Here is an 18,857-nt window from a genome sequence, read left to right on the forward strand (position 1 = left end):
ATTCGTGCTGCGGGAAACGTTCGGGGCGCAGCCGCCTGGCCTGGCTGACGCGGCGGGCGGTTCGCCGAATCCCCATCGCGCAATGCCGCGTGACCGCTTGACAGTCGCGTCGCGATTCGGACAGGCCATCCGGCATCCTAGCAGGCGTCGTCGATATCGCGTGCGATGGTTCCGTGACGGTTCCATGAATGCTTTGACCGTATCGCGTGCCGTCGCCAACCGCTATGCTCGAGGTCTTCCATGCGCCTTCCACGACCGGCTTCGCGATGAACCTGACCTTCTCTCCGACGACGCATACCGACGCGGATGCGCTCGTGGCGACGCGTATCGCCGCGATGCGCGAGAGCCTCGAACGCATCGGACGCTTCGATCCTCAGCGTGCGCGCGAACGGTTTCTCGCGTCCTTCGATCCTGCGTGGTGCCGGTTCATCGAGCGCGACGGCGTTCGTGCGGGCTTCGTGCTGGTGCGGCCGAACGACGATCACTGGCAGATCGATCACCTGTACATCGCGCCCGAGCATCAGGGGCAGGGCATCGGCGCCGCCGTGCTGCGCGAGGTCTTCGCGGCAGCGGATGCGCAACGCATGCCGGTTCGCGTCGGGGCTTTGCGCGGCAGCGAATCCAATCGCTTCTATCGACGCTACGGGTTCGTTCAGACCGGCGAGGCGGAGTGGGACATCTACTATGTGCGCGAGCCAGGTGCGCCTTGCGGCGCCGATTGAGTCCCGCGTGGATTCGTCGGGCGCGTATCGCATGCCGGCGCCGCCACCCTTTACCGATACGTCCACACCCTGTGCAGCACGAACATCGTCGGCGGGCTCAGCAGCGCGATCGCGACGATCGCCCAGCCGCGCGGCACGTCGAGCAGTTCGGCGGCGCGCGCGAGCAGCAGGGTTTCGGTGAAGCCGGCCAGCGCGACGGTCAGGTAGCGCAGCAGGTTGCGCGACTGCACCGTCGACGAGAAGCTCCACAGCGTATTCGCGAGATACGAGAACGCGGTCGCGCAGACGAATGCGGTGGCGTTCGCCACCACCTGCGTGGCATCGAACCACGCGTACATCGCGGAAGCGGTCAGCACGTGCAGCGCGGTCGAGCAGAGCCCGGACAGGCCGAAGCGCGCCAGCCGCACGCGCTCGGCATAGAGCAGCGCGAACATCGCCGCGTCGCCGCTCAGCGTGCGCCGACCCGCACGCGGGCCGGTTGCACGCGGCGGCGGGCGGCCGGGCGGCGCGCATCGCGTGCGACCGGCAGTTCGATTACCTTCGCGTGCGTCTGGTAGCGGCGGCGAATCAGGTAGACGGGCCGTTGCTTCGACTCGTCGTAGATGCGTCCGATGTACTCGCCGACCACGCCGATGCCGATGAGCTCGATGCCGCCGATGAACAGCACGACCGACAGCAGCGACGAGTAGCCGAGCACCGGATTGCCGAACAGCATCGTGCGGCCGACGATGAACGCGCCGTACAGGAACGCGAGCGCGGCAATGCCGACGCCGATGTAGGTCCAGCTGCGCAGCGGCACGGTGCTGAAGCTCGTGATGCCCTCGAGCGCGAAGTTCCACAGTTTCCAGCCGGAGAACTTCGAGTGCCCGGCGCTGCGCGGGTCGCGCTGGTACTCGATGATCACGGTCTGGTAGCCGACCCATGCGAACAGCCCCTTCATGAAGCGATGCCGCTCCGGCAGGCTGCGCAGCGCGTTCACGACCTTGCGGTCCATCAGCCGGAAGTCGCCGACGTTCTCCGGCAGCTTCACGTCCGACAGCAGGTTGTGCACGCGATAGTAGATCGCGGCGGCGGTCCGCTTCGCGAACGAATCGCAGGCGCGATTGCTGCGCTTCGCGGCAACGACTTCCGCGCCGTCGCGCCAGTGCTCGAGCATCACCGGGATCAGGCTCGGCGGATCCTGCAGGTCGGCATCGAGCGGGATCACCGCATCGCCGGCCGCTTCGTCGAGGCCGGCCGTCAGCGCCGCTTCCTTGCCGAAGTTGCGGGTGAGATCGATGACGCGCACGCGGCGATCGGTCATGCTGACCCGGATCAGGCGGTCGAGCGTGTCGTCGCGGCTGCCGTCGTTCACGCAGACGATCTCGAAGCGGATCGCGTCGAGACCGGACATCAGCGGAATCACGACGTCGAAGAAGCGTTCGACGGCTTCGCCTTCGTTGTAGAACGGCACGACCAGCGAGACGAGCGGCGTATAGAGTGGTTCGCGCATGATGGGTTCCCCTGTAATCACGTGTCAGCGATCGGCGCGGAGATTCGCGCGGCCGATGCGGCGCAGTTCGTGCGCCGGGCGGTGGTGCGATCGGACCGGATGCGTGAAGCCGGTCTCGGTCGAGTGGTCGCGTGCGTCGGGCATCGACGGCGCGTCGTGTCTTTCCTGCGCAATCCGGCTGACGAGCCGTGCCAGCGATGCCAGCGTGACGAGCGGCATGAACTGGAACGACAGGTGCGGCACCAGCACGAGGCCGGCGAGCGGCATCACCCACATCAGCAACAGCCATTCGCGATCGAAGCGCCGCCAGCCGTGCGTCCACGCATAGCGTGCATACCACGCGATCACGAGCCCGTACCAGGTCAGGTCGTAGTCGTACAGGTAGGGGCCGACGACCAGCGACGCGCAGGCGAGCGTCGCGGCGCGCAGCGCGTACGAACACGCGCCGCGCCACGCGTACACGACGGCGAGCGCGGCGGTCGCGGCCGACAGCAGCTGCAGCGCGCGCGCGACGGAACCGGGCCAGCCGAGGCTGGTGGCAAGCACGAACACGGTCGGCATGCGCGCGAGCCGCGCGTGGCCGGCGCCGACGATCTGGTAGGCGGCGTCCACGCCGTGCGCGAATGCGACCCAGGCGTCGAAGCCGAACATCAGCGTCGACAGTGCGAAGCCGCCGGCGATCGTCGCGACCCACGCGGTGAGCGCACGCCATTGTCCGGCGCACAGCAGCGCGAGCGGAAACAGCACCGCCATCTGCGGCTTCATCGTCAGCATCCCGAAGCAGATACCAGCGACGACGGGGCGGCGATTGAGCGTCAGCAGCCCGACGCCCGCGAGCGCCGCGGTCAGCAGGCTCGTCTGCCCAACGATCACCGCGAGAAACGCGCCGGGGAACGCGAGCGCGCAGAGCAGCGCGCCCTCGCGCTGTACGGTGGCGCGGATCGTCGTCACGAACAGCGCGTAGGTGGCGCCCAGCCACAGCACCAGCGCGAGCATGTACGGCAGCCAGCCGAGCGGCAGCACGAACATCAGCATCGTGGGCGGGTAGAGCCACGGCAACGAGCCGTTCCCGGCATTCATCATCGGGAGCGCGACCTTCTCGACCTCGAACAGCGACGGCAGGTTCCACGCGTTGATCCCGAGGCCGTGCGCGGCGAGCCATGCGGCGCCCCAGATCGGCGCGACATCCTGCGCCAGGGGTTCGGGCAAGGCCGTCTGCGACCAATGTACGCGCACGAGATATACGAACATGAACAGCAGCTCGGTGAACAATACCGCCGCTGCATAAAGGCGCACACGTTCGCGATTGAGCCAATGCGGGTAACGGCGCGGGCCGGCGATCGGCAGCTCCGGATGGGCGTCCATCGCCGAATCCGCGTGCAGTAGCGTGAGCGGCGATTTCATTGCGCGCTCCGCGGGGCAAGGTTGGCGCGGCGCACGACGACGAACAGGATGGCGAGCAGCACGACCGGGCCGAACTGCGGCAGCTTCGAGATCCGGTTGAACACCTCGAATACCGGCAGCAGCCACGCGATCACGATCACGATCTGGTCGCCCGGCAGCCAGCCTTCGTCGAGTCCGTGGGCGATCATGCAGAAGACCGCGATGCCGAGCCAGGCCAGTTCGTAATGCCACAGATAGGGCGTCGTCAACAGCGTGGCGACGGCCAGTGCCGCGCCGCGCAGACGCATGTCGGCCGTGCGGCGCCAGACCTGGACGGCGGCCGCGATGGCGAGCAGGCCTACGGCCGCCTGCACGGCGAGCGCGACCGGAATCGAGGCACCGGAGAGCCGCAGTGCCGCGAACGGCGTGGGCGAAACGAACCAGTAGGCAGGTAGCGTGAAATGCATGCCGCGCACGATCGACATCGCATGCGCCAGGCCGGTCAGGGATTCGGTGCCGGCCAGCGCAATGCTGGCCGCCGTGAACAGCGTGGTCGCGACGGCCGCCGCCGCGAAGGTGCGCCATGCGCGCGTCGCGATCAGCACGAACGGAAACACCATCGCCATCTGCGGCTTGATCGCGAGCAGCCCGATCAGCACGCCGGCGAGGATCGGGCGACGGCCGAGGCAAACCATCGCGAGGGCGGCGATGCCGGCGGTGAGGACGCTGTTCTGCCCATACAGGATGGACCAGAATACGCCCGAGTAGGCGAGCACGACGAGCGCGGCGGCGCGCGGAACGGGCAGGTACGTACGAAGTCCGGACAGTCGCAGGACGGCATACGCATAGCATAAAAGACTGCCCGCAAAAAAGAGGAAAAACGCGGGCAGGAAAGGCACGAGGGCAATCGGCGCGACGAACAGGAGCATCGTCGGCGGATAGAGCCAGGGCAGCGACTGGTGACCCATATAGGCACCAAATCGCGCTACCTCGGCATGGGAGAAGAAGACCGGATCGTAGGTCGCTGCGGCATGACCTTGCAGCACGAGCTGCGATGCGGTCCAGAAGACGGAGAAGTCGACGCCCGGCCGGGCGGTCGCCTGCGATGTGAAGGCATCCGTTACGACGGCCCAGGTGATCAGAAAAGCGACGGACAGCAGCAGCATGATGCAGCTGTACGGAACGATTCGGTCTGCTGTCAGCCACTGAGCACAGCGTTTGGCGCGATAGCGCACTCCACGATTGGCCGTGTACATGATGCCCCGTCTGCAGTGAAGGCTGCCTGGTCTGCCGCAGCCTTTTTGTGTTGTCGTGTATCCGGATCGAATCGCATTCAACGGCGTTGTCCGGTGAATGCATTGTTGGAGAAAAAATCGTGTGACGCAAACCGCCGGCTGGATCGAGCCATATCGAATCGGCGGCAATCAGGCTGAAAACCGGGTTTTGACGTCTGAAAAAGCCGGGGTGGCGGGACGGATGTTTCTCGGTTGAAACATTCCGCGTTTTTGGCCGGTCCGGCATCGCCCGGAATGGGCGTCGGACGCGCGACTTCGCGGATTCGGGAAAGTCCCGACAAAATTTTTTGGAGCCCTTGCGCAGTGCGGCCGCGCCAGGGTGGCCGTCCGGGCGGGCCGGCCCGCGTATATCAAATTTGAAACATTTCCGGCATCGCGCCGGGACCGGGCGCCAGGGCGAATCGCCGGCACCCTTGCTGCGCCTGGATTTCTTCAAGGCTGGCCTGCTCTTTGCGACATGGTCCGCACGACAGTCGACGACGTGATGAAAGACCGGTTGACGCAACAGACTGACAAAACCGGACTCAATCACCTGCGGAAAGCAACGGATCGAGGGCGCGTCGGGGAAGAAATACGCCGCCCAGGCCGTGCAAGCAGCCGGAAAACGTCGACCGAGCGAATAGGCGACGGCATCGTCCGCGCAACAAGAATCACATGACAGCATTGGGGAATAAAAATGAAAGACCAGAGCACGCCGCGGCTTGCATGCCGCGCAGATGTCCCGCAGCACCATCGACGCGTTGGCGTCATCCATTCAATCCGTATTCATGTCCGGAGCGGTCGTTACACCGTTCTGCTCGATCGCGCCATTCGCCTGATCGCAGCGCGCATGCATATCGCACGCATCAGCTCACCGACGATCGTTCACCAGGCGAGGCTCGTACCCTGCCGCGTGCGTCGCTGAGCGCCTCATCCGAATTCGTTTGCTGTGCCGGTAGTACCCGCTCCCTGCGTCGATCCCCGACAACGGGAATCCCATAGTAGTGCGAAAGGAGAATTGCCATGTCCACGTTCATTCAGAAGGTCCGCGGTTTCGTTCAAGACGAGCAAGGCGTGACGGCTATCGAATATGGCCTGATTGCCGCGCTGATCGCAGTGGGTCTCGTCGCAGCACTGACGCTGGTCGGCGGCGACCTCAAGGACGTCTTCAACACGATTGCGGACGACCTCAGCTCGGCGCTCTGAATGACGGGGCGGCGAACGGTGGGTCCGGCCCGTTCGTCGCCAATCCGTCGCGCGTGCAGGGCCGGACGCAACACCCACGGATGTCGGATGGAACGAACGGCGGATGGCTCGGCCGGTGCAGTGCTCGAGCCGCCCCCGCTCCTTGATCGACCGAATCGGAGGCCGCCATGCGGGCCAGGGAACGCGCGGTATCGGTATTGCGATGGATCGGCGACGAGCAGGGCGTGACGTCGATCGAGTATGCGTTGATCGCGGCGCTGTTCGCCACCATCGTGCTGGCAAGCGTGATGACGCTGGGCAGCTCGCTTGACGACGCGTACAACATGATCGCGTCGGTCGTGACCGATGCGGTCAATACCGCACTGGGTCAGTGACCCTGACATTACATTCAATCGAGGTTCGCCATGTTGCCTGCCGCGCTGCCTTATCCGGTTCCGTTGTGCGTGACGCTGCTGGTCGTCGTCGCGGCCAGCACGGATATCACGAGCCGCCGGATCCCGAACCGGCTCGTCGCGATCGGGCTTGCCGGCGCGCTGATTGCCCAGTGCGCGCTGCACGGCGTCCAGGCGGGCGCACTCGCATGGCTGGCCGGCGCCGCGACCGGCTTCGGCCTGCTGCTGCCGTTCTATCTGCTGCGCGGGATGGCCGCCGGCGACGTGAAGCTGATGCTCGCGATCGGCGCGTGGGTCGGCGCACCGATGACCTTCTATATCGTGCTGGCCGCCTTTCTGGCCGGTGGCATCGGCGCGATCGGCTTCGCGCTGCTGCGCGGACGCCTGCGCCAGATGGGCGCGAACGTCCTGGCGCTGATCGCGCGCCGCTCGCCCGCGGCGCGTGCAGGGGCAACCGACGGCCCCGTGGCGTTCGCGTCGGTCGGTGCGTTGCCGTATGGCGTCGCGATCGCCGCCGGCACGCTGGGCATGCTGTTCGTATCGTGCGCATAGCGCGCCGAGCCTGCAACGAGGATGGATCGAACATGAACACGAACCTCACCGAACCGACGCGCGACGCGCAGGTTTCACACCTGCCGCATCCGTCGCCAATGCGGGAGGCGTACGCCAGGCCGGGCACGCAACTGCCGGCGGCGCCGCGCTCGCTCGAGGAAACCGGACTGAGCCAGGCGTTCGTCGCAGGGCTCGTGCTGAAGTCGACGCTGGTGCTCGGCCGCCCGTCCTACGGCGACCTGATCGAACGGCACTGCCTGTCGCTCGCGGTGCTCGACGACATCTTCGCGTTCCTGGTGCGCGAGCATCTCGTCGAACTGACCCATCGCGGCAAGACGGACCTCGACGTGACGTTCCGCCTGACCGACGCGGGCCGTGTGGCCGCGCTCGAGGAACGTGCGCGCAGCAGTTACAGCGGGCCCGCGCCGGTCACGCTCGACGCGTATCTCGAGTGCCTGTCCACCCATTCGGTGCGCAAGTTGCGCGTGGCCCAGAACGACGTGTGGGCCATCTTCGACGGCGTTGTGATGGACACGGCGATCCTCGATTCGGCGGCCGCCGCGCTGAATTCCGGCCGGCCGCTGCTGATCTACGGCCCGGCCGGCAGCGGCAAGACCTACCTCGCGGAGCGGCTCGGCGCGCTGATGGGCGGCCACGTGCCGGTGCCGTATGCGATCTACGCGGCCGGCGAAGTGATCCAGATCTACGATCCGCTCGTGCATGTCGATGCGGCGTCGCAGACGGACGGCCAATCGGCCGATCGCCGCTGGCGCCTCTGCGAGCGGCCGGTCGTGATGTCCGGCGGCGAACTGACGCTCGACGAGCTCGACCTGCGCCGCGACGAAGCCGCCGGCTTCTACCAGGCGCCGCCGCACATGAAGGCGAACATGGGCATGTACATCATCGACGATCTAGGCCGCCAGCGCGTCGAGCCGCGCGACCTGCTCAACCGCTGGCTGCGGCCGCTCGATCGCGGCGTCGATTTCCTGACGCTCGAGTCCGGCAATCGCTTCGTGCTGCCGTTCGACGTCTGGCCGGTGTTCTCGAGCAACATCGCGCCGGAGCAGTTCGCCGACGATGCGTTCCTGCGCCGGCTCGGCTCCAAGCTTCATGTCGGCGCGTTGTCGATCGACCACTACCGCGCGGTGTTCGACGCCGCATGCGAGTCGCTCGGCCTGGCATCGACGCAGGACGCATTCGACTATCTGCTGCATCGGCTGCATTTGCCGACCGGCAAGGCCTACCTCGCCTGTTTCCCGATGGATCTGTTGCGTCTCGTCGCCGCGGGCGCGCGGTATCGCGGCGATCCGCTCGAAGTGACGCACGACGCGCTGCACGACGCCTGGGCCAGCTATTTCGGCTCGGCGCCCGAGCGCGACGGCGGGTATCTGCCGCCCGCGGAGCACGGCGGTCGCGCGCACGTAACCGGTTGAGCCGTTTCTTTCACGATTCGTTGAGGAGCATTGCCATGAAAAACACTCGAGCGGTCATGATGCTGATCGTCGCGATGGTCGCGGGGCTTGCCGCGGTCGTGTTCGCGTCCCGCTGGTTGATGAATACCTCCAGCAGCTCGGTCACGTCGGTCGCGGTGGCGACCACCGATCTGAACCTGGGCGAGCCGCTCGGGCCGAACCAGATCCGCATGGTGAGCTGGCCGTCGGGCAGCGTGCCGACCGGCGCGTTCACCGACACGAAGGAACTCGAAGGGCGCGTCGTGCGCACGAGCCTCGCGCGCGGCGAGCCGGTGATCGAGTCGAAACTCGCGCCGGTCGGCACGAAGGGCGGGCTGTCCGCGGTGATCGCCGACGGCAGCCGTGCGATCACGGTGCGCGTGAACGACGTGGTCGGCGTCGCAGGCTTCGCGCTGCCGGGCAACTACGTCGACGTGATCGTCAACACGCAGGAACAGCAGGGCAAGGCCGACGGCCAGAGCATCTCGAAGATCGTGCTCGAACACATCCTCGTGCTCGCCGTCGCGCAGCAGGTCAGCCGCGACGACACCGCACCGAAGGTCGTCAACGCGGTGACGCTCGAAGTCACGCCCGACCAGGCCGAACGCCTCGACCTCGCGCGCAGCGTCGGCACGCTGTCGCTCGTGCTGCGCAACCAGGTCGACCAGAAGACGCTGATCACCGACGGCGCGACCAAGCTCACGCTGCTCGGCAAGGCCCCGGCACCGGAGGCGCCCGCGCCCGCACCCGAACGCGTGAAGACCGTGCGTGTGCGGGTCGCGTCGCACGTCGCACCGGAAGCGCGCCGCGATTGCGTCGGCGTGCTGACCGGGGTGCGCGGCAGCGTCGAATGTTTCTGAATTCGTAGAACACATCCAGATAACCAGATTGACCAGATCGGCCGCCGTCAGGGCACGGCGGCCTTGGAAGTCGATAACCGGCGTCTCGCCGGCCACTCGGGGGATCAGACGAAATGAAGATCAATCCGCAACATTCAGGTACCGGCCCGGTGTGCTCGCGCATCGCACGGGGCACGATGATGGCCGCGATCCTCTGTACCGGGACGCTGACCGTGTACAGCGCACTGGCCCAGGAAGGCGCCGAATCGGCCGCGCTGATGAAGGGCGGTGCGAGCGCACCGGCCGCCGTCGCGAAGGGGCCGATGCAGATGACGATCAGCATGGCGCCGGTACCGGCCGCCGCGCCCGCATCGGCGGGGCCGCTGCGCGGACCGAACTGCGTGGGCGCGGTGCGCGAGTCGACCAGCGTCAGCGTGCCGCTCGGCAAGTCGATGCTGGTGCCGATGCCGGAGCCGGTCCGCAACCGGACCATCGGCAACCCGGCCGTCGCGCAGGCGACGATGGTGTCGCCGCAGACGCTGTATATCCTCGGGCTGTCGGTCGGCACGACCAACATGATCGTGCAGGGGCGCAGCGGCGCGTGCCGCGTGATCGACGTTGCGGTCGGCGCGGATGCCGGCGGCCTGCAGGCGTCGCTGCAGCAGCTGATGCCGAACGAGCGCGACATTCATGTATCGACCGCCGCCGGCACGATCGTGCTGGCCGGCACGGTATCGAGCTCGCAGGCCGCGCAGCAGGCCATGCAGATCGCCCACGCGTACAGCGACAGCGCCGGTGAAGGCGGCGGCGCCAAGGGCGGCGGTGTGCTGAACATGCTGGCCGTCACGTCGCCGCAGCAGGTGATGCTCGAGGTGAAGGTCGCCGAAGTGTCGAAGACGCTGATCAACCAGATGGGCGCCGCGTTCAACATCCAGGGCGGCTTCGGCTCGTGGAGCGGTGCGCTCGTCAGCAACCTGCTCGCGGGCGTCGCGAGTGCCGCCGTCTTCAACAAGGCGAACAACCGGCCGTTCAGCATCGCGGCCGACGCGCAGAACACCGACAACCTCGTCAAGATCCTCGCGGAGCCGAACCTCGTGACGATCAGCGGTCAGGAGGCGACGTTCCTCGCCGGCGGCAAGATCTTCATCCCGGTCCCGCAGAGCAGCGGCACCGGCACGTCGTCGATCACCCTGCAGGAAGAGGAGTTCGGCGTCGCGCTGAAGTTCACGCCGACCGTGCTCGCGAACGGCCGGATCAACCTGAAGGTCGCGCCGGAAGTATCGGAGCTGTCCCAGACGGGCGTCACGCTGAGTGCCAGCAACATCGGCGGCACGTCGATCCTGCCGCTGATCACGACCCGGCGCGCGTCGACGACGGTCCAGATGAGCGACGGCGAATCGTTCGCGATCGGCGGGCTGATCAAGGACAACGCGAGCGGTGCGCTGAAGGCGATCCCGGGCGTCGGCGAGGTGCCGGTGCTGGGCGCGCTGTTCCGCAGCACATCGTTCCAGCAGGACCGCACCGAGCTGATCTTCCTGATCACGCCGCACCTGGTGAAGCCGCTGCAGACCGCCGCCGTGCCGTTGCCGACCGACAGCTTCTCGAAGCCGAACGAAGCCGACGTATTTGCGACCGGCAACATGGAAGGCCGCAAGGGGGTCCGCACGCAAGGCGCTCAGCCGGCGAACGGCGCATCGGCCGCACCGCAGACGCCGGCTCCGGCGCCGGCGCCGCAATCGAACGCGCCCGCTGCGCCGGCCGTCGCATTGCCGGCACCGCGTGCGCCGCAGGCAGCGGTTGCACCGGCGCCGGTGCCGGCACGGCCGGAGCAGGCCGCGGCTGCCGCGGCCGACGCGGCAGGGGCCGTGCGCGTCGAGCCGGTGCCGACCGCGCAGGCGCAGTCGGTGCCGCTGGCGCAGCCACTTGCGCAGCCGCAGGCCGATACGGCCAGCGCGGCGCGGATCGCGCGCATCGAAGCCGCTGCCGCGCGCCTCGCGGCGGCTGGCTCCGCCACGCCGGCCAAGCCCGCGCCGCACTCGAAGCCCGGCTTGCCCGCCGCTCCCCGCGCGGAGATCGCGCGGGCGAACACCGGCCCCGAATCCACCGATCGTTGAAGTCATCCAAGGGGACGCTCATGAACTCCGCCCACCTCGTATTCGTGCGCCGCGCGGCGCTCGCCATACCGCTCGCGTTCGCGCTCGCCGGCTGCATGTCGTCGACGCCGGTGTGGGACACCCGCTTCGGCGACTCGGTCCGCGCCGTCACGCAAGCCCAGATCATCGATCCGCATGCCGCCGACCACGCGGCATCGCGCCAGGTCGTCGACGGCAGCTCCGCGGCAGCCGCGCTCGACAACTACGACAAGTCGTTCAAGTCGCCCGAGCCGAAAGCCAATGCCTTCGTGATCGGGATCGGCAAGTCGGCGCAGTAACACAGGCACGCTCAGGGAGAACGCCATGTCCAGCGCAGCTCGTCATCCGAAGCTCACGCGTCGCGGTATGCATCGTCAGCGAGGCGCCGTCGCGATCATCGTCGGTCTCGCACTGGCGGTGATGATCGGGTTCGTCGGTCTCGCGCTGGACCTTGGCAAGCTGTACGTCACACGCAGCGAACTACAGAACAGCGCCGACGCATGCGCATTGTCCGCGGCCCGCGACCTGACGACGGCCATCAGCCTGCAGGTCGCGGAAGCGGACGGCATCGCCGCAGGCCACTCGAATTTCGCGTTCTTTCAGCAGAACGCCGTGCAGATGGCGACGGATTCGAACGTCACGTTCAGCGATTCGCTGACCAATCCGTTCCTCACCAAGACGGCGGTCACCACGCCGGCGAACGTCAAGTACGTGAAGTGCACCGCGCAGCTGACCAACATCGCGCACTGGTTCATCGAGGTGCTCAACACGATTCCCGGCGTGCAGGTCGCGAACGCGGCGCAGGTTTCGGCGAGTGCGATCGCGACGGTCGGATCCGGGCAGACGACCTGCGCGATTCCGGTGTTCGTGTGCCGCGCGGCGGCCAGCGCACCGTACAAGGTCGGCGACTGGATCTCGTCGCCGTCCGGTTCGTCGGCGACCTACGGGCCCGGCAACTTCGGCTGGGCGGCGCTCGACGGCTCGACCAACGAGCCGACCATCGCCAGCGAACTGTCGGGCAATACCTGCAACATCACGTCGCCGCCCGCCCTCGGTTCGACGGGCCTGAAGTCCGCGTCGCTGCGCGCGTGGAATACCCGCTTCGGCATCTATACGAACGGCGCCAACGGTGCGAGCGGCCAGCCGGACTTCACCGGCTATGCGTATGTGGGCCCGAACTACGGGCCGCCGGGAACGGCCGGCATCGTCGGCGACGCGTACACGCAGTTCGTGATCGATCGCACGCAGTTCAAGGCCTACCAGGGCGACGGTGCGGCGCCCGCCGGCAGCGGCATCGCGACCAACGGGAGCTACCCGGCCAGCAACTACCAGACCTTTGGCGGCGACCGCCGGGTCGCGCTTGCCCCGGAGGGCGACTGCTCGACGCTGAACGGGGCGAGCAACCAGCTGACCGTCACGCAGTGGGACTGCGTGCTGATGCTCGATCCGCTGCCGTTCAGCCCGGGTTCCGGTGGCGTCGTCGCGCACCTCGAATACCTCGGCTCGACGGCATCCGGCAGCACGCCTTGCGCGACGCACGGTTTGCCGGGCAGCGGCAGCGCGGCCGGCATCAAGGTGCCGATGCTCGTTCAATAGAGGAGACGCGATCATGAAAAGGCTCCCGATTCGCCGGTCACGCATGCGCGGTGTCGCCGCGGTCGAATTCGCGCTCGTGCTGATGCCGATGATCGTGCTCGCCACCGGCGTGGCCGAGTTCGGCCGCGCGATCTACCAGTACGAGACGCTGACCAAGGCGACGCGCGACGCGGCGCGCTACCTGTCGGTCTATCTGCCGGCCGACAGCGCGTATCCGCTCGCGGCGGCGCAGTGCCTGGTCGTCTACGGCAACACGACCTGCGGGGCCGCCGGCACGGAGCTCGTGCCGGGACTCACGACGTCGATGGTGATCGTCTGCGACGCCGCGCATTCGACCGATTGCGCCGATGCGTCCGATCCGCCGCAGTTCGCGAACCTGCCGACCTACGACTCGACCAACAACGCGGCAAGCGGCACGGCGACGGGCAGTATCAACGTCGTCGAGGTAAAGGTGAAGGGTTACCAGTACCAGCCGATTCCGGCCTACCCGGGGCTGTCGTCGATCACCTTCGGCAACATCGTTACCGTGATGAGGCAAGTGTCATGAACGCGCGCTCCTTCTCGCCGTCGCGCCGTCGCGCCCAACGTGGCGCCACGATCGTCGAATTCGCGCTGGTCGCATCGATCCTGATCATGCTGCTGATCGGCATCTTCGAATTCGGGCGCGTGCTGTTTTACTGGAACACGGCGAGCGAGGCCATCCGGCTCGGCGCGCGCACGGCGATCGTCTGCGACGTGAATGCCGCCGGCATCGTGAAGCGCGTGAGGTCGCTGCTGCCGATCCTCGCGAACTCGAACGTGGCGGTGAGCTATACGCCCACAGGCTGCGACGTGAGCTCCTGCTCGTTCGTGACCGTCAGCGTTACCAACGTCACGGTCACGACGATGATTCCGCTCGCGAGCGTCACGATCACGATGCCGCCGTTCACCACGACGATGCCGCGGGAAAGCCTGAACTCCTCGACGGGCGGTAGCGCCTGTCAATAATCGAACCGACGAGGCACAGCCATGATCAATATCCTCGTAGCTGCCGACGATACCGCCCGGCTCACGCAGATCGCACGTCTGGTCACGGACTGCGGACACTATCGCGTGACGCGCGCGCATGGCCGGCCGTCCCAGATCGAGCATCGAACCGACGGGCTCGATTCATTCGATATCCTGCTGATCGACGGCGCGACGAGCGAGGCGGCCGAGCTGTCGGCGATCGAGCGGATCTGCCGGCTGCACCCGTGCCTGACCGGCATCCTGGTGGCCGCCGATGCGGCGCCGCACGTGCTGCTGGACGCGATGCGCGCCGGCGTGCGCGACGTGCTGCAGTGGCCGATCGAACCGGCGGCGCTCGCCCGTGCGCTCGAACGCGCCGCCGCGCAAAGCACGCGGCGCGACGCCGACGATACGCGGTTCGTGTCGTTCATGTCGTGCAAGGGCGGCGCGGGCACGAGCTTCGCCGCGAGCAACGTCGCGTACGAGATCGCCGAGGGCCACAAGCGCCGCGTGTTGCTGGTCGATCTGAACCAGCAGTTCGCGGATGCCGCGTTCCTCGTCAGCGACGAGACGCCGCCGTCGACGCTGCCGCAGCTGTGCGCGCAGATCGAGCGGCTCGACGGCGCGTTTCTCGATGCGAGCGTCGCGCACGTGACGCCGACCTTCCACGTGCTCGCGGGCGCGGGCGACCCGGTCAAGGCCGCGGAGATGCGCGAGGATGCGCTCGAATGGATTCTCGGCGTCGCGGCGCCGCGCTACGACTTCGTGATCTTCGACCTCGGCGTGAGCATCAATCCGCTGGCGATGATCGCGCTGGATCGCAGCGACCAGGTCCAGCTCGTGCTGCAGCCCGCGATGCCGCACGTGCGCGCGGGCCGCCGGCTGCTGGAGATTCTCGTGTCGCTCGGCTATCCGACCGATCAGTTGCGGCTCGTGGTGAACCGGATGACGCGCACGAGCGAGCGGTCCCGCACCGCGCTCGAGGAAGTGCTCGGCCTGAAGGCCAGCTGCACGATCCCCGACGATGCCGACACCGTGCGCGAAGCGCTCGACCAGGGGCATCCGGCCTCGCGCGTCGCGCGCGGCGCCGCGGTGACGCGTGCGTTGCAGGCCTGCGCGAAGCAGATCGTCGAAGGCGACGTGCGCGTCAAGCACGGCGCGGCCGCCAGCGAACCGTTGATGTCCCGGCTGTTCGGCCGCAAGGCCACGCCGAAGCTCAAGTCCATGTGAATCTCTCGGGGAAACCATCATGTCATTGCGCGAACAGATGTCCTTGTATCGGGCTCAGCCGCAGGCGGCTGGCACCGAACCGGTTGCGTCGACGCATTCGTCGGTACGCGACGCGTACCAGAAGCTGCGCCGTGAAATTCACCTGGCCGTGCTCGAGCGTGTCGAACTCGAGCGGCTGTCGCGCCTGCCCCAGGATCAGGTCCGGCAGGAAATCGGCGCGTTGATCTCGCGCATTCTCGACGAGCAGCGCACGCCCGCGAACGACATCGAGCGGCGCCAGCTCGCGGTCGACGTGTACGACGAGATGTTCGGCTTCGGCCCGCTCGAGTCGCTGCTGCGCGACCCCGGCATCTCCGACATCCTCGTGAACACGTACCGTCAGGTCTATGTCGAGCGCCACGGCCAGCTCGAGCTGACCGACGTGACGTTCTACGACGACGCGCACCTGATGAAGGTGATCGAGAAGATCGTGTCGCGGGTCGGGCGCCGCATCGACGAATCGACGCCGATGGTCGATGCGCGGCTGCCGGACGGCTCGCGCGTGAACGCGATCATCCCGCCGTCGGCGATCGACGGGCCGCTGATGTCGATTCGGCGCTTCGCGGTCAACCCGCTGAAGATGGACGACCTCGTCAATTACCAGAGCCTCACGCCGCCGATGGCGGAACTGCTCGATTCGCTGGCCCAGGCGAAGGTCAACGTGCTCGTGTCGGGCGGCACGGGCAGCGGCAAGACGACGCTGCTCAACATCCTGTCGGGCTTCATTCCGCGCTCGGAGCGGATCGTGACGATCGAGGATGCGGCCGAACTGCAACTGCAGCAGCCGCACGTGCTGCGGCTCGAGACGCGCCCGCCGAACATCGAGGGCAAGGGCGAGATCACGCAGCGCACGCTCGTGCGCAACGCGCTGCGGATGCGGCCCGACCGGATCATCCTCGGCGAAGTGCGCGGCGCGGAAGCGCTCGACATGCTCAATGCGATGAACACCGGCCACGAAGGCTCGCTCGCGACGATCCACGCGAACACGCCGCGCGATGCGCTCACGCGGCTCGAGAACATGATCAGCGTCGGCGGCCTGACGCTGCCGACGAAGACGATGCGCCAGCAGATCGCGTCGGCGATCTCGGTGGTCGTCCAGGCGACGCGGCTCACCGACGGCAAGCGCAAGATCGTCAGCATCCAGGAGCTGACCGGCATGGAAGGCGACATCATCAACATGCAGGAGATCTTCACGTTCAAGCGCACCGGCATGGATCGCGACGGCACGGTGCGCGGACACTTCTGCGCGACCGGCGTGCGACCGAAGTTCGCCGAGCGGCTGCAGGCGTTCGGCATCAACTTGCCGGATTCGCTGTACGACCCGGCGCAGCGCTTCGAGACGAAGTAACGGCGCGCGGGCGTCTGATCCCGGGGAGGCCTCATGGACTCGATCTTTTACGGTTTTGTGATTCTCACCTTCGTCGCGGTCGTGCTCGCGATCGAGGGCGTCTATCAATGGTGGAACGCGCGCCACGGTGCCGCGGCACGCCGGATCGAGTCGCGCCTGCGCGCGATGTCGGCCGGCGGTAGCGTGCAGCAGGAGCGGATGTCGATCCTGAAGAAGCGGATGCTCGACGAGTCGAAACCGTTCGACCGGCTGTTGCTGCGCGTGCCGCGAGTGCAATCGCTCGACCTGATACTGCAGCAATCGGGCCTCGACTGGACGGTCGCGAAGCTGGTCGTGCTCAGCGTCGCGTTTCCGGTGGTCACCGCGCTGGTCCTGGGCTTCACGCCGCTGCCGATGTTCGCCGTGGCGCCGCTTGCGCTGCTGACCGCGTGCTTGCCGGCACTGCGTGTGGCGCGGCATCGCAACCGGCGGATGCTCAAGCTCGAACGGCAACTGCCCGACGTCTGCGACATGATCGCGCGGGCGCTGCGCTCCGGCCACTCGTTTACGGGCGCGCTCGGGATGGTCGGCGAGGAGTTTCCCGATCCGATGGGCGATGAATTCCGGATCACGTTCGACGAGATCAACTATGGCGTATCGCTGCACGATGCGCTGGTGAACCTCGCGACGCGCGTGCCCGCCAATGACCTGCGGTACTTCGTGATCGCGGTGCTGATCCAGCGCGAGACCGGCGGCAACCTGGCCGAACTGCTCGACAGCATCGCGGCGCTGGTGCGCGAACGCTTCAAGCTGTTCGACAAGGTGCGCGTGCTGTCGGCGGAAGGGCGGTTGTCGGCCTGGATCCTCGGCCTGCTGCCGTTCGGCACCGGGGCCATGATGGCCGTGCTGAACCGGGAGTTTCTGTCGGTGCTCTGGCAGGATCCGGCCGGCATCAAGATGGTCGGGGTGATGCTGACGTCGATGGCGTTCGGCCTGCTGTGGATTCGCCGCATCATCCGGATTCGCGTCTGACGCGTGTCGCGAGCTTCACGAACCGATTCGAGGCTGTCATGCAAAACCTGAACGTAGTCCATACCGTGATGCTGGCCGGCTTGTTCATCTTCGTCGCCGGCGGCGCGCTGGTCGCGATGCTGCTGTTCGCGCCGCGCAACATGGAGCGCCGGATTCAGCAGGCGAGCGGCGCGACCGTGGGCATCGGCGCCGGCACGGACGACGGCGGCGGGCAACCGTCGCGCTGGGTCGCGAAGCTGGTCGAGCTGTCGCGCCCGATCTCCCGGCTGTCCGTGCCGCAGGAGGGCTGGGAGAATTCGCCGCTGCGGATTCGCATGATGAACGCGGGCTGGCGCGATCCGAACGCGGGGGCGCTTTACTACGCGGCGAAGACGGTGCTCGCGCTGGCGCTGCCGGGCATTGCGCTGCTCGCACTCGCGACGACGCGGCTCGCCGATCAACGGGTGCTGCTGTCGTGCATCCTCGTCGCGCTCGCCGGGATCGGCTACTACGTGCCGAACCTGGTCCTGTCGCGACGGATCGCGACGCGTCAGCGGCTGATCTTCGAGGAATTTCCGGATGCGCTCGACCTGCTGACGGTCTGCGTCGAGGCGGGGCTCGGGCTCGATTCGGCCCTGATGAGGGTGAGCGAGGAACTGCGCTTTCGCAGCGAAGTGGTCGCGGGCGAACTCGACCTGCTGCTGCTCGAGATGCGTTCCGGGTTCACGAAGGAAACCGCGCTGCGCAATCTGGCGCTGCGGACCGGCGTCGAGGATATCGAGTCGTTCTGCGCGATGCTGATCCAGGCCGATCGCTTTGGCACGAGCATCGCCGAATCGTTGCGCGTGCTGTCGGACATGCTGCGCACGCGGCGCCGGATGCGCGCCGAGGAGCGGGCCGCGAAGATCGCGCTGAAGCTGCTGTTCCCGCTGATCTTCTGCATCTTCCCCGCGCTGATGTGCGTGTTGCTCGGGCCGGCGATGATTCACGTGTATCGCGTGCTGCTGCCGACCTTCACCAGTATCTCGCAGTAAGCGGCAACGACGGGTTGCCGCGCGAACCAGCCCTGTGTGCCGGCCGGGCATCGCCTGCCGGCACGACCCCCGTCTTCATGGGAGGCTCCTTCTCCCCCCCGGGCGGCGCCGCGAGACAGGTTGATCATAGCGGCGTCAAGGCAACCCGGACCCATGGTCGACCCTGGACCCAGCCGTAGTCCACTGCCCG

19 protein-coding genes are annotated in these 18,857 nt (G+C 67.3%); 15 read left to right on the forward strand and 4 right to left on the reverse strand.

All coding sequences use genetic code 11. From position 1 onward, the window contains the following. Positions 1-266 precede the first annotated feature (266 nt). A complete protein-coding gene (locus tag ACTJKF_RS01950; RefSeq protein WP_440621869.1) occupies positions 267-722 on the forward strand; it encodes a GNAT family N-acetyltransferase in 456 nt (151 codons plus the stop codon). A 50-nt stretch (positions 723-772) separates the two neighbouring features. Here the strand turns inward: ACTJKF_RS01950 and ACTJKF_RS01955 are convergent, their stop codons facing one another. Genes ACTJKF_RS01955 through ACTJKF_RS01970 form a run of 4 tightly spaced genes read right to left on the reverse strand, consistent with a single transcriptional unit; the run spans position 773 to position 4,853 of the window. Beyond that, the gene (locus ACTJKF_RS01955; protein WP_440621870.1) at positions 773-1,156 is read right to left on the reverse strand and encodes a GtrA family protein; all 384 of its coding nucleotides are present in this window, start codon (positions 1,154-1,156) and stop codon (positions 773-775) included. Between the two features lie 14 nt (positions 1,157-1,170). After that, the gene (locus tag ACTJKF_RS01960) at positions 1,171-2,214 is read right to left on the reverse strand and encodes a glycosyltransferase family 2 protein (protein ID WP_440621871.1); all 1,044 of its coding nucleotides are present in this window, start codon (positions 2,212-2,214) and stop codon (positions 1,171-1,173) included. Positions 2,215-2,238: 24 nt separating this feature from the next. Beyond that, positions 2,239-3,618, reverse strand: a complete 1,380-nt coding sequence (locus ACTJKF_RS01965) for a glycosyltransferase family 87 protein (RefSeq protein WP_440621872.1) — start codon at positions 3,616-3,618, stop codon at positions 2,239-2,241. Next, positions 3,615-4,853, reverse strand: coding sequence for a glycosyltransferase family 87 protein (locus ACTJKF_RS01970; RefSeq protein WP_440621873.1), 1,239 nt, complete (start codon positions 4,851-4,853; stop codon positions 3,615-3,617). Before ACTJKF_RS01970 ends, ACTJKF_RS01965 begins: the two co-directional genes overlap by 4 nt. Before the next feature lie 1,041 nt (positions 4,854-5,894). On the opposite strand from ACTJKF_RS01970, the gene ACTJKF_RS01975 reads away from it, so the two are divergent. The 14 genes from ACTJKF_RS01975 to ACTJKF_RS02040 all read left to right on the forward strand — a co-directional run bounded on the left by ACTJKF_RS01975 (position 5,895) and on the right by ACTJKF_RS02040 (position 18,667). Then, positions 5,895-6,077 (forward strand): Flp family type IVb pilin, encoded by a 183-nt coding sequence (locus ACTJKF_RS01975; RefSeq protein WP_440621874.1) that lies wholly within the window; start codon positions 5,895-5,897, stop codon positions 6,075-6,077. A gap of 167 nt (positions 6,078-6,244) precedes the next feature. Beyond that, on the forward strand, positions 6,245-6,451 hold the full coding sequence (locus ACTJKF_RS01980) for a Flp family type IVb pilin (RefSeq protein ID WP_440621875.1): 207 nt from the start codon (positions 6,245-6,247) through the stop codon (positions 6,449-6,451). Positions 6,452-6,481: 30 nt separating this feature from the next. Next, positions 6,482-7,021 (forward strand): A24 family peptidase, encoded by a 540-nt coding sequence (locus ACTJKF_RS01985; RefSeq protein WP_440621876.1) that lies wholly within the window; start codon positions 6,482-6,484, stop codon positions 7,019-7,021. Between the two features lie 32 nt (positions 7,022-7,053). Beyond that, positions 7,054-8,454, forward strand: a complete 1,401-nt coding sequence (locus ACTJKF_RS01990) for an ATP-binding protein (RefSeq protein ID WP_440621877.1) — start codon at positions 7,054-7,056, stop codon at positions 8,452-8,454. A gap of 35 nt (positions 8,455-8,489) precedes the next feature. Then, a complete protein-coding gene (gene cpaB / locus ACTJKF_RS01995) occupies positions 8,490-9,332 on the forward strand; it encodes a Flp pilus assembly protein CpaB (protein ID WP_440621878.1) in 843 nt (280 codons plus the stop codon). A gap of 113 nt (positions 9,333-9,445) precedes the next feature. Continuing rightward, entirely contained in the window at positions 9,446-11,425 is a 1,980-nt protein-coding gene (locus ACTJKF_RS02000) for a type II and III secretion system protein family protein (RefSeq protein ID WP_440621879.1), read from the forward strand. 20 nt (positions 11,426-11,445) lie between these two features. Beyond that, a complete protein-coding gene (locus ACTJKF_RS02005; RefSeq protein ID WP_440621880.1) occupies positions 11,446-11,742 on the forward strand; it encodes a hypothetical protein in 297 nt (98 codons plus the stop codon). Positions 11,743-11,767: 25 nt separating this feature from the next. After that, on the forward strand, positions 11,768-13,039 hold the full coding sequence (locus ACTJKF_RS02010) for a pilus assembly protein TadG-related protein (protein ID WP_440621881.1): 1,272 nt from the start codon (positions 11,768-11,770) through the stop codon (positions 13,037-13,039). Positions 13,040-13,052: 13 nt separating this feature from the next. Beyond that, on the forward strand, positions 13,053-13,586 hold the full coding sequence (locus ACTJKF_RS02015) for a TadE/TadG family type IV pilus assembly protein (RefSeq protein ID WP_440621882.1): 534 nt from the start codon (positions 13,053-13,055) through the stop codon (positions 13,584-13,586). Then, positions 13,583-14,026 carry a TadE/TadG family type IV pilus assembly protein gene (locus ACTJKF_RS02020; protein WP_440621884.1) on the forward strand — a complete coding sequence of 148 codons (444 nt, stop codon included), beginning with the start codon at positions 13,583-13,585 and terminating at the stop codon, positions 14,024-14,026. The genes ACTJKF_RS02015 and ACTJKF_RS02020 overlap by 4 nt, the downstream gene beginning before the upstream one ends. Positions 14,027-14,047: 21 nt before the next feature. Continuing rightward, positions 14,048-15,256: an AAA family ATPase gene (locus ACTJKF_RS02025; RefSeq protein ID WP_440621885.1), complete on the forward strand. Its 1,209-nt coding sequence runs from the start codon at positions 14,048-14,050 to the stop codon at positions 15,254-15,256. Positions 15,257-15,275: 19 nt separating this feature from the next. Continuing rightward, entirely contained in the window at positions 15,276-16,643 is a 1,368-nt protein-coding gene (locus tag ACTJKF_RS02030; protein WP_440621886.1) for a CpaF family protein, read from the forward strand. A 33-nt stretch (positions 16,644-16,676) separates the two neighbouring features. Then, on the forward strand, positions 16,677-17,654 hold the full coding sequence (locus ACTJKF_RS02035) for a type II secretion system F family protein (RefSeq protein WP_440621887.1): 978 nt from the start codon (positions 16,677-16,679) through the stop codon (positions 17,652-17,654). A gap of 38 nt (positions 17,655-17,692) precedes the next feature. Continuing rightward, on the forward strand, positions 17,693-18,667 hold the full coding sequence (locus ACTJKF_RS02040; RefSeq protein ID WP_440621888.1) for a type II secretion system F family protein: 975 nt from the start codon (positions 17,693-17,695) through the stop codon (positions 18,665-18,667). Positions 18,668-18,857 lie beyond the last annotated feature (190 nt).

Origin of the sequence: Burkholderia sp. 22313, assembly GCF_052045245.1 — a bacterium.
Taxonomy (GTDB): Bacteria; Pseudomonadota; Gammaproteobacteria; order Burkholderiales; family Burkholderiaceae; genus Burkholderia.

Bases quoted from the DNA above. Each gene is read 5' to 3' on its own strand.
- ACTJKF_RS01950 (WP_440621869.1), top strand. From the start codon at position 267: ATGAACCTGACCTTCTCTCCGACGACGCATACCGACGCGGATGCGCTC.
- ACTJKF_RS01955 (WP_440621870.1), bottom strand. From the start codon at position 1,156: ATGTTCGCGCTGCTCTATGCCGAGCGCGTGCGGCTGGCGCGCTTCGGC.
- ACTJKF_RS01960 (WP_440621871.1), bottom strand. From the start codon at position 2,214: ATGCGCGAACCACTCTATACGCCGCTCGTCTCGCTGGTCGTGCCGTTC.
- ACTJKF_RS01965 (WP_440621872.1), bottom strand. From the start codon at position 3,618: ATGAAATCGCCGCTCACGCTACTGCACGCGGATTCGGCGATGGACGCC.
- ACTJKF_RS01970 (WP_440621873.1), bottom strand. From the start codon at position 4,853: ATGTACACGGCCAATCGTGGAGTGCGCTATCGCGCCAAACGCTGTGCT.
- ACTJKF_RS01975 (WP_440621874.1), top strand. From the start codon at position 5,895: ATGTCCACGTTCATTCAGAAGGTCCGCGGTTTCGTTCAAGACGAGCAA.
- ACTJKF_RS01980 (WP_440621875.1), top strand. From the start codon at position 6,245: ATGCGGGCCAGGGAACGCGCGGTATCGGTATTGCGATGGATCGGCGAC.
- ACTJKF_RS01985 (WP_440621876.1), top strand. From the start codon at position 6,482: ATGTTGCCTGCCGCGCTGCCTTATCCGGTTCCGTTGTGCGTGACGCTG.
- ACTJKF_RS01990 (WP_440621877.1), top strand. From the start codon at position 7,054: ATGAACACGAACCTCACCGAACCGACGCGCGACGCGCAGGTTTCACAC.
- cpaB (WP_440621878.1), top strand. From the start codon at position 8,490: ATGAAAAACACTCGAGCGGTCATGATGCTGATCGTCGCGATGGTCGCG.
- ACTJKF_RS02000 (WP_440621879.1), top strand. From the start codon at position 9,446: ATGAAGATCAATCCGCAACATTCAGGTACCGGCCCGGTGTGCTCGCGC.
- ACTJKF_RS02005 (WP_440621880.1), top strand. From the start codon at position 11,446: ATGAACTCCGCCCACCTCGTATTCGTGCGCCGCGCGGCGCTCGCCATA.
- ACTJKF_RS02010 (WP_440621881.1), top strand. From the start codon at position 11,768: ATGTCCAGCGCAGCTCGTCATCCGAAGCTCACGCGTCGCGGTATGCAT.
- ACTJKF_RS02015 (WP_440621882.1), top strand. From the start codon at position 13,053: ATGAAAAGGCTCCCGATTCGCCGGTCACGCATGCGCGGTGTCGCCGCG.
- ACTJKF_RS02020 (WP_440621884.1), top strand. From the start codon at position 13,583: ATGAACGCGCGCTCCTTCTCGCCGTCGCGCCGTCGCGCCCAACGTGGC.
- ACTJKF_RS02025 (WP_440621885.1), top strand. From the start codon at position 14,048: ATGATCAATATCCTCGTAGCTGCCGACGATACCGCCCGGCTCACGCAG.
- ACTJKF_RS02030 (WP_440621886.1), top strand. From the start codon at position 15,276: ATGTCATTGCGCGAACAGATGTCCTTGTATCGGGCTCAGCCGCAGGCG.
- ACTJKF_RS02035 (WP_440621887.1), top strand. From the start codon at position 16,677: ATGGACTCGATCTTTTACGGTTTTGTGATTCTCACCTTCGTCGCGGTC.
- ACTJKF_RS02040 (WP_440621888.1), top strand. From the start codon at position 17,693: ATGCAAAACCTGAACGTAGTCCATACCGTGATGCTGGCCGGCTTGTTC.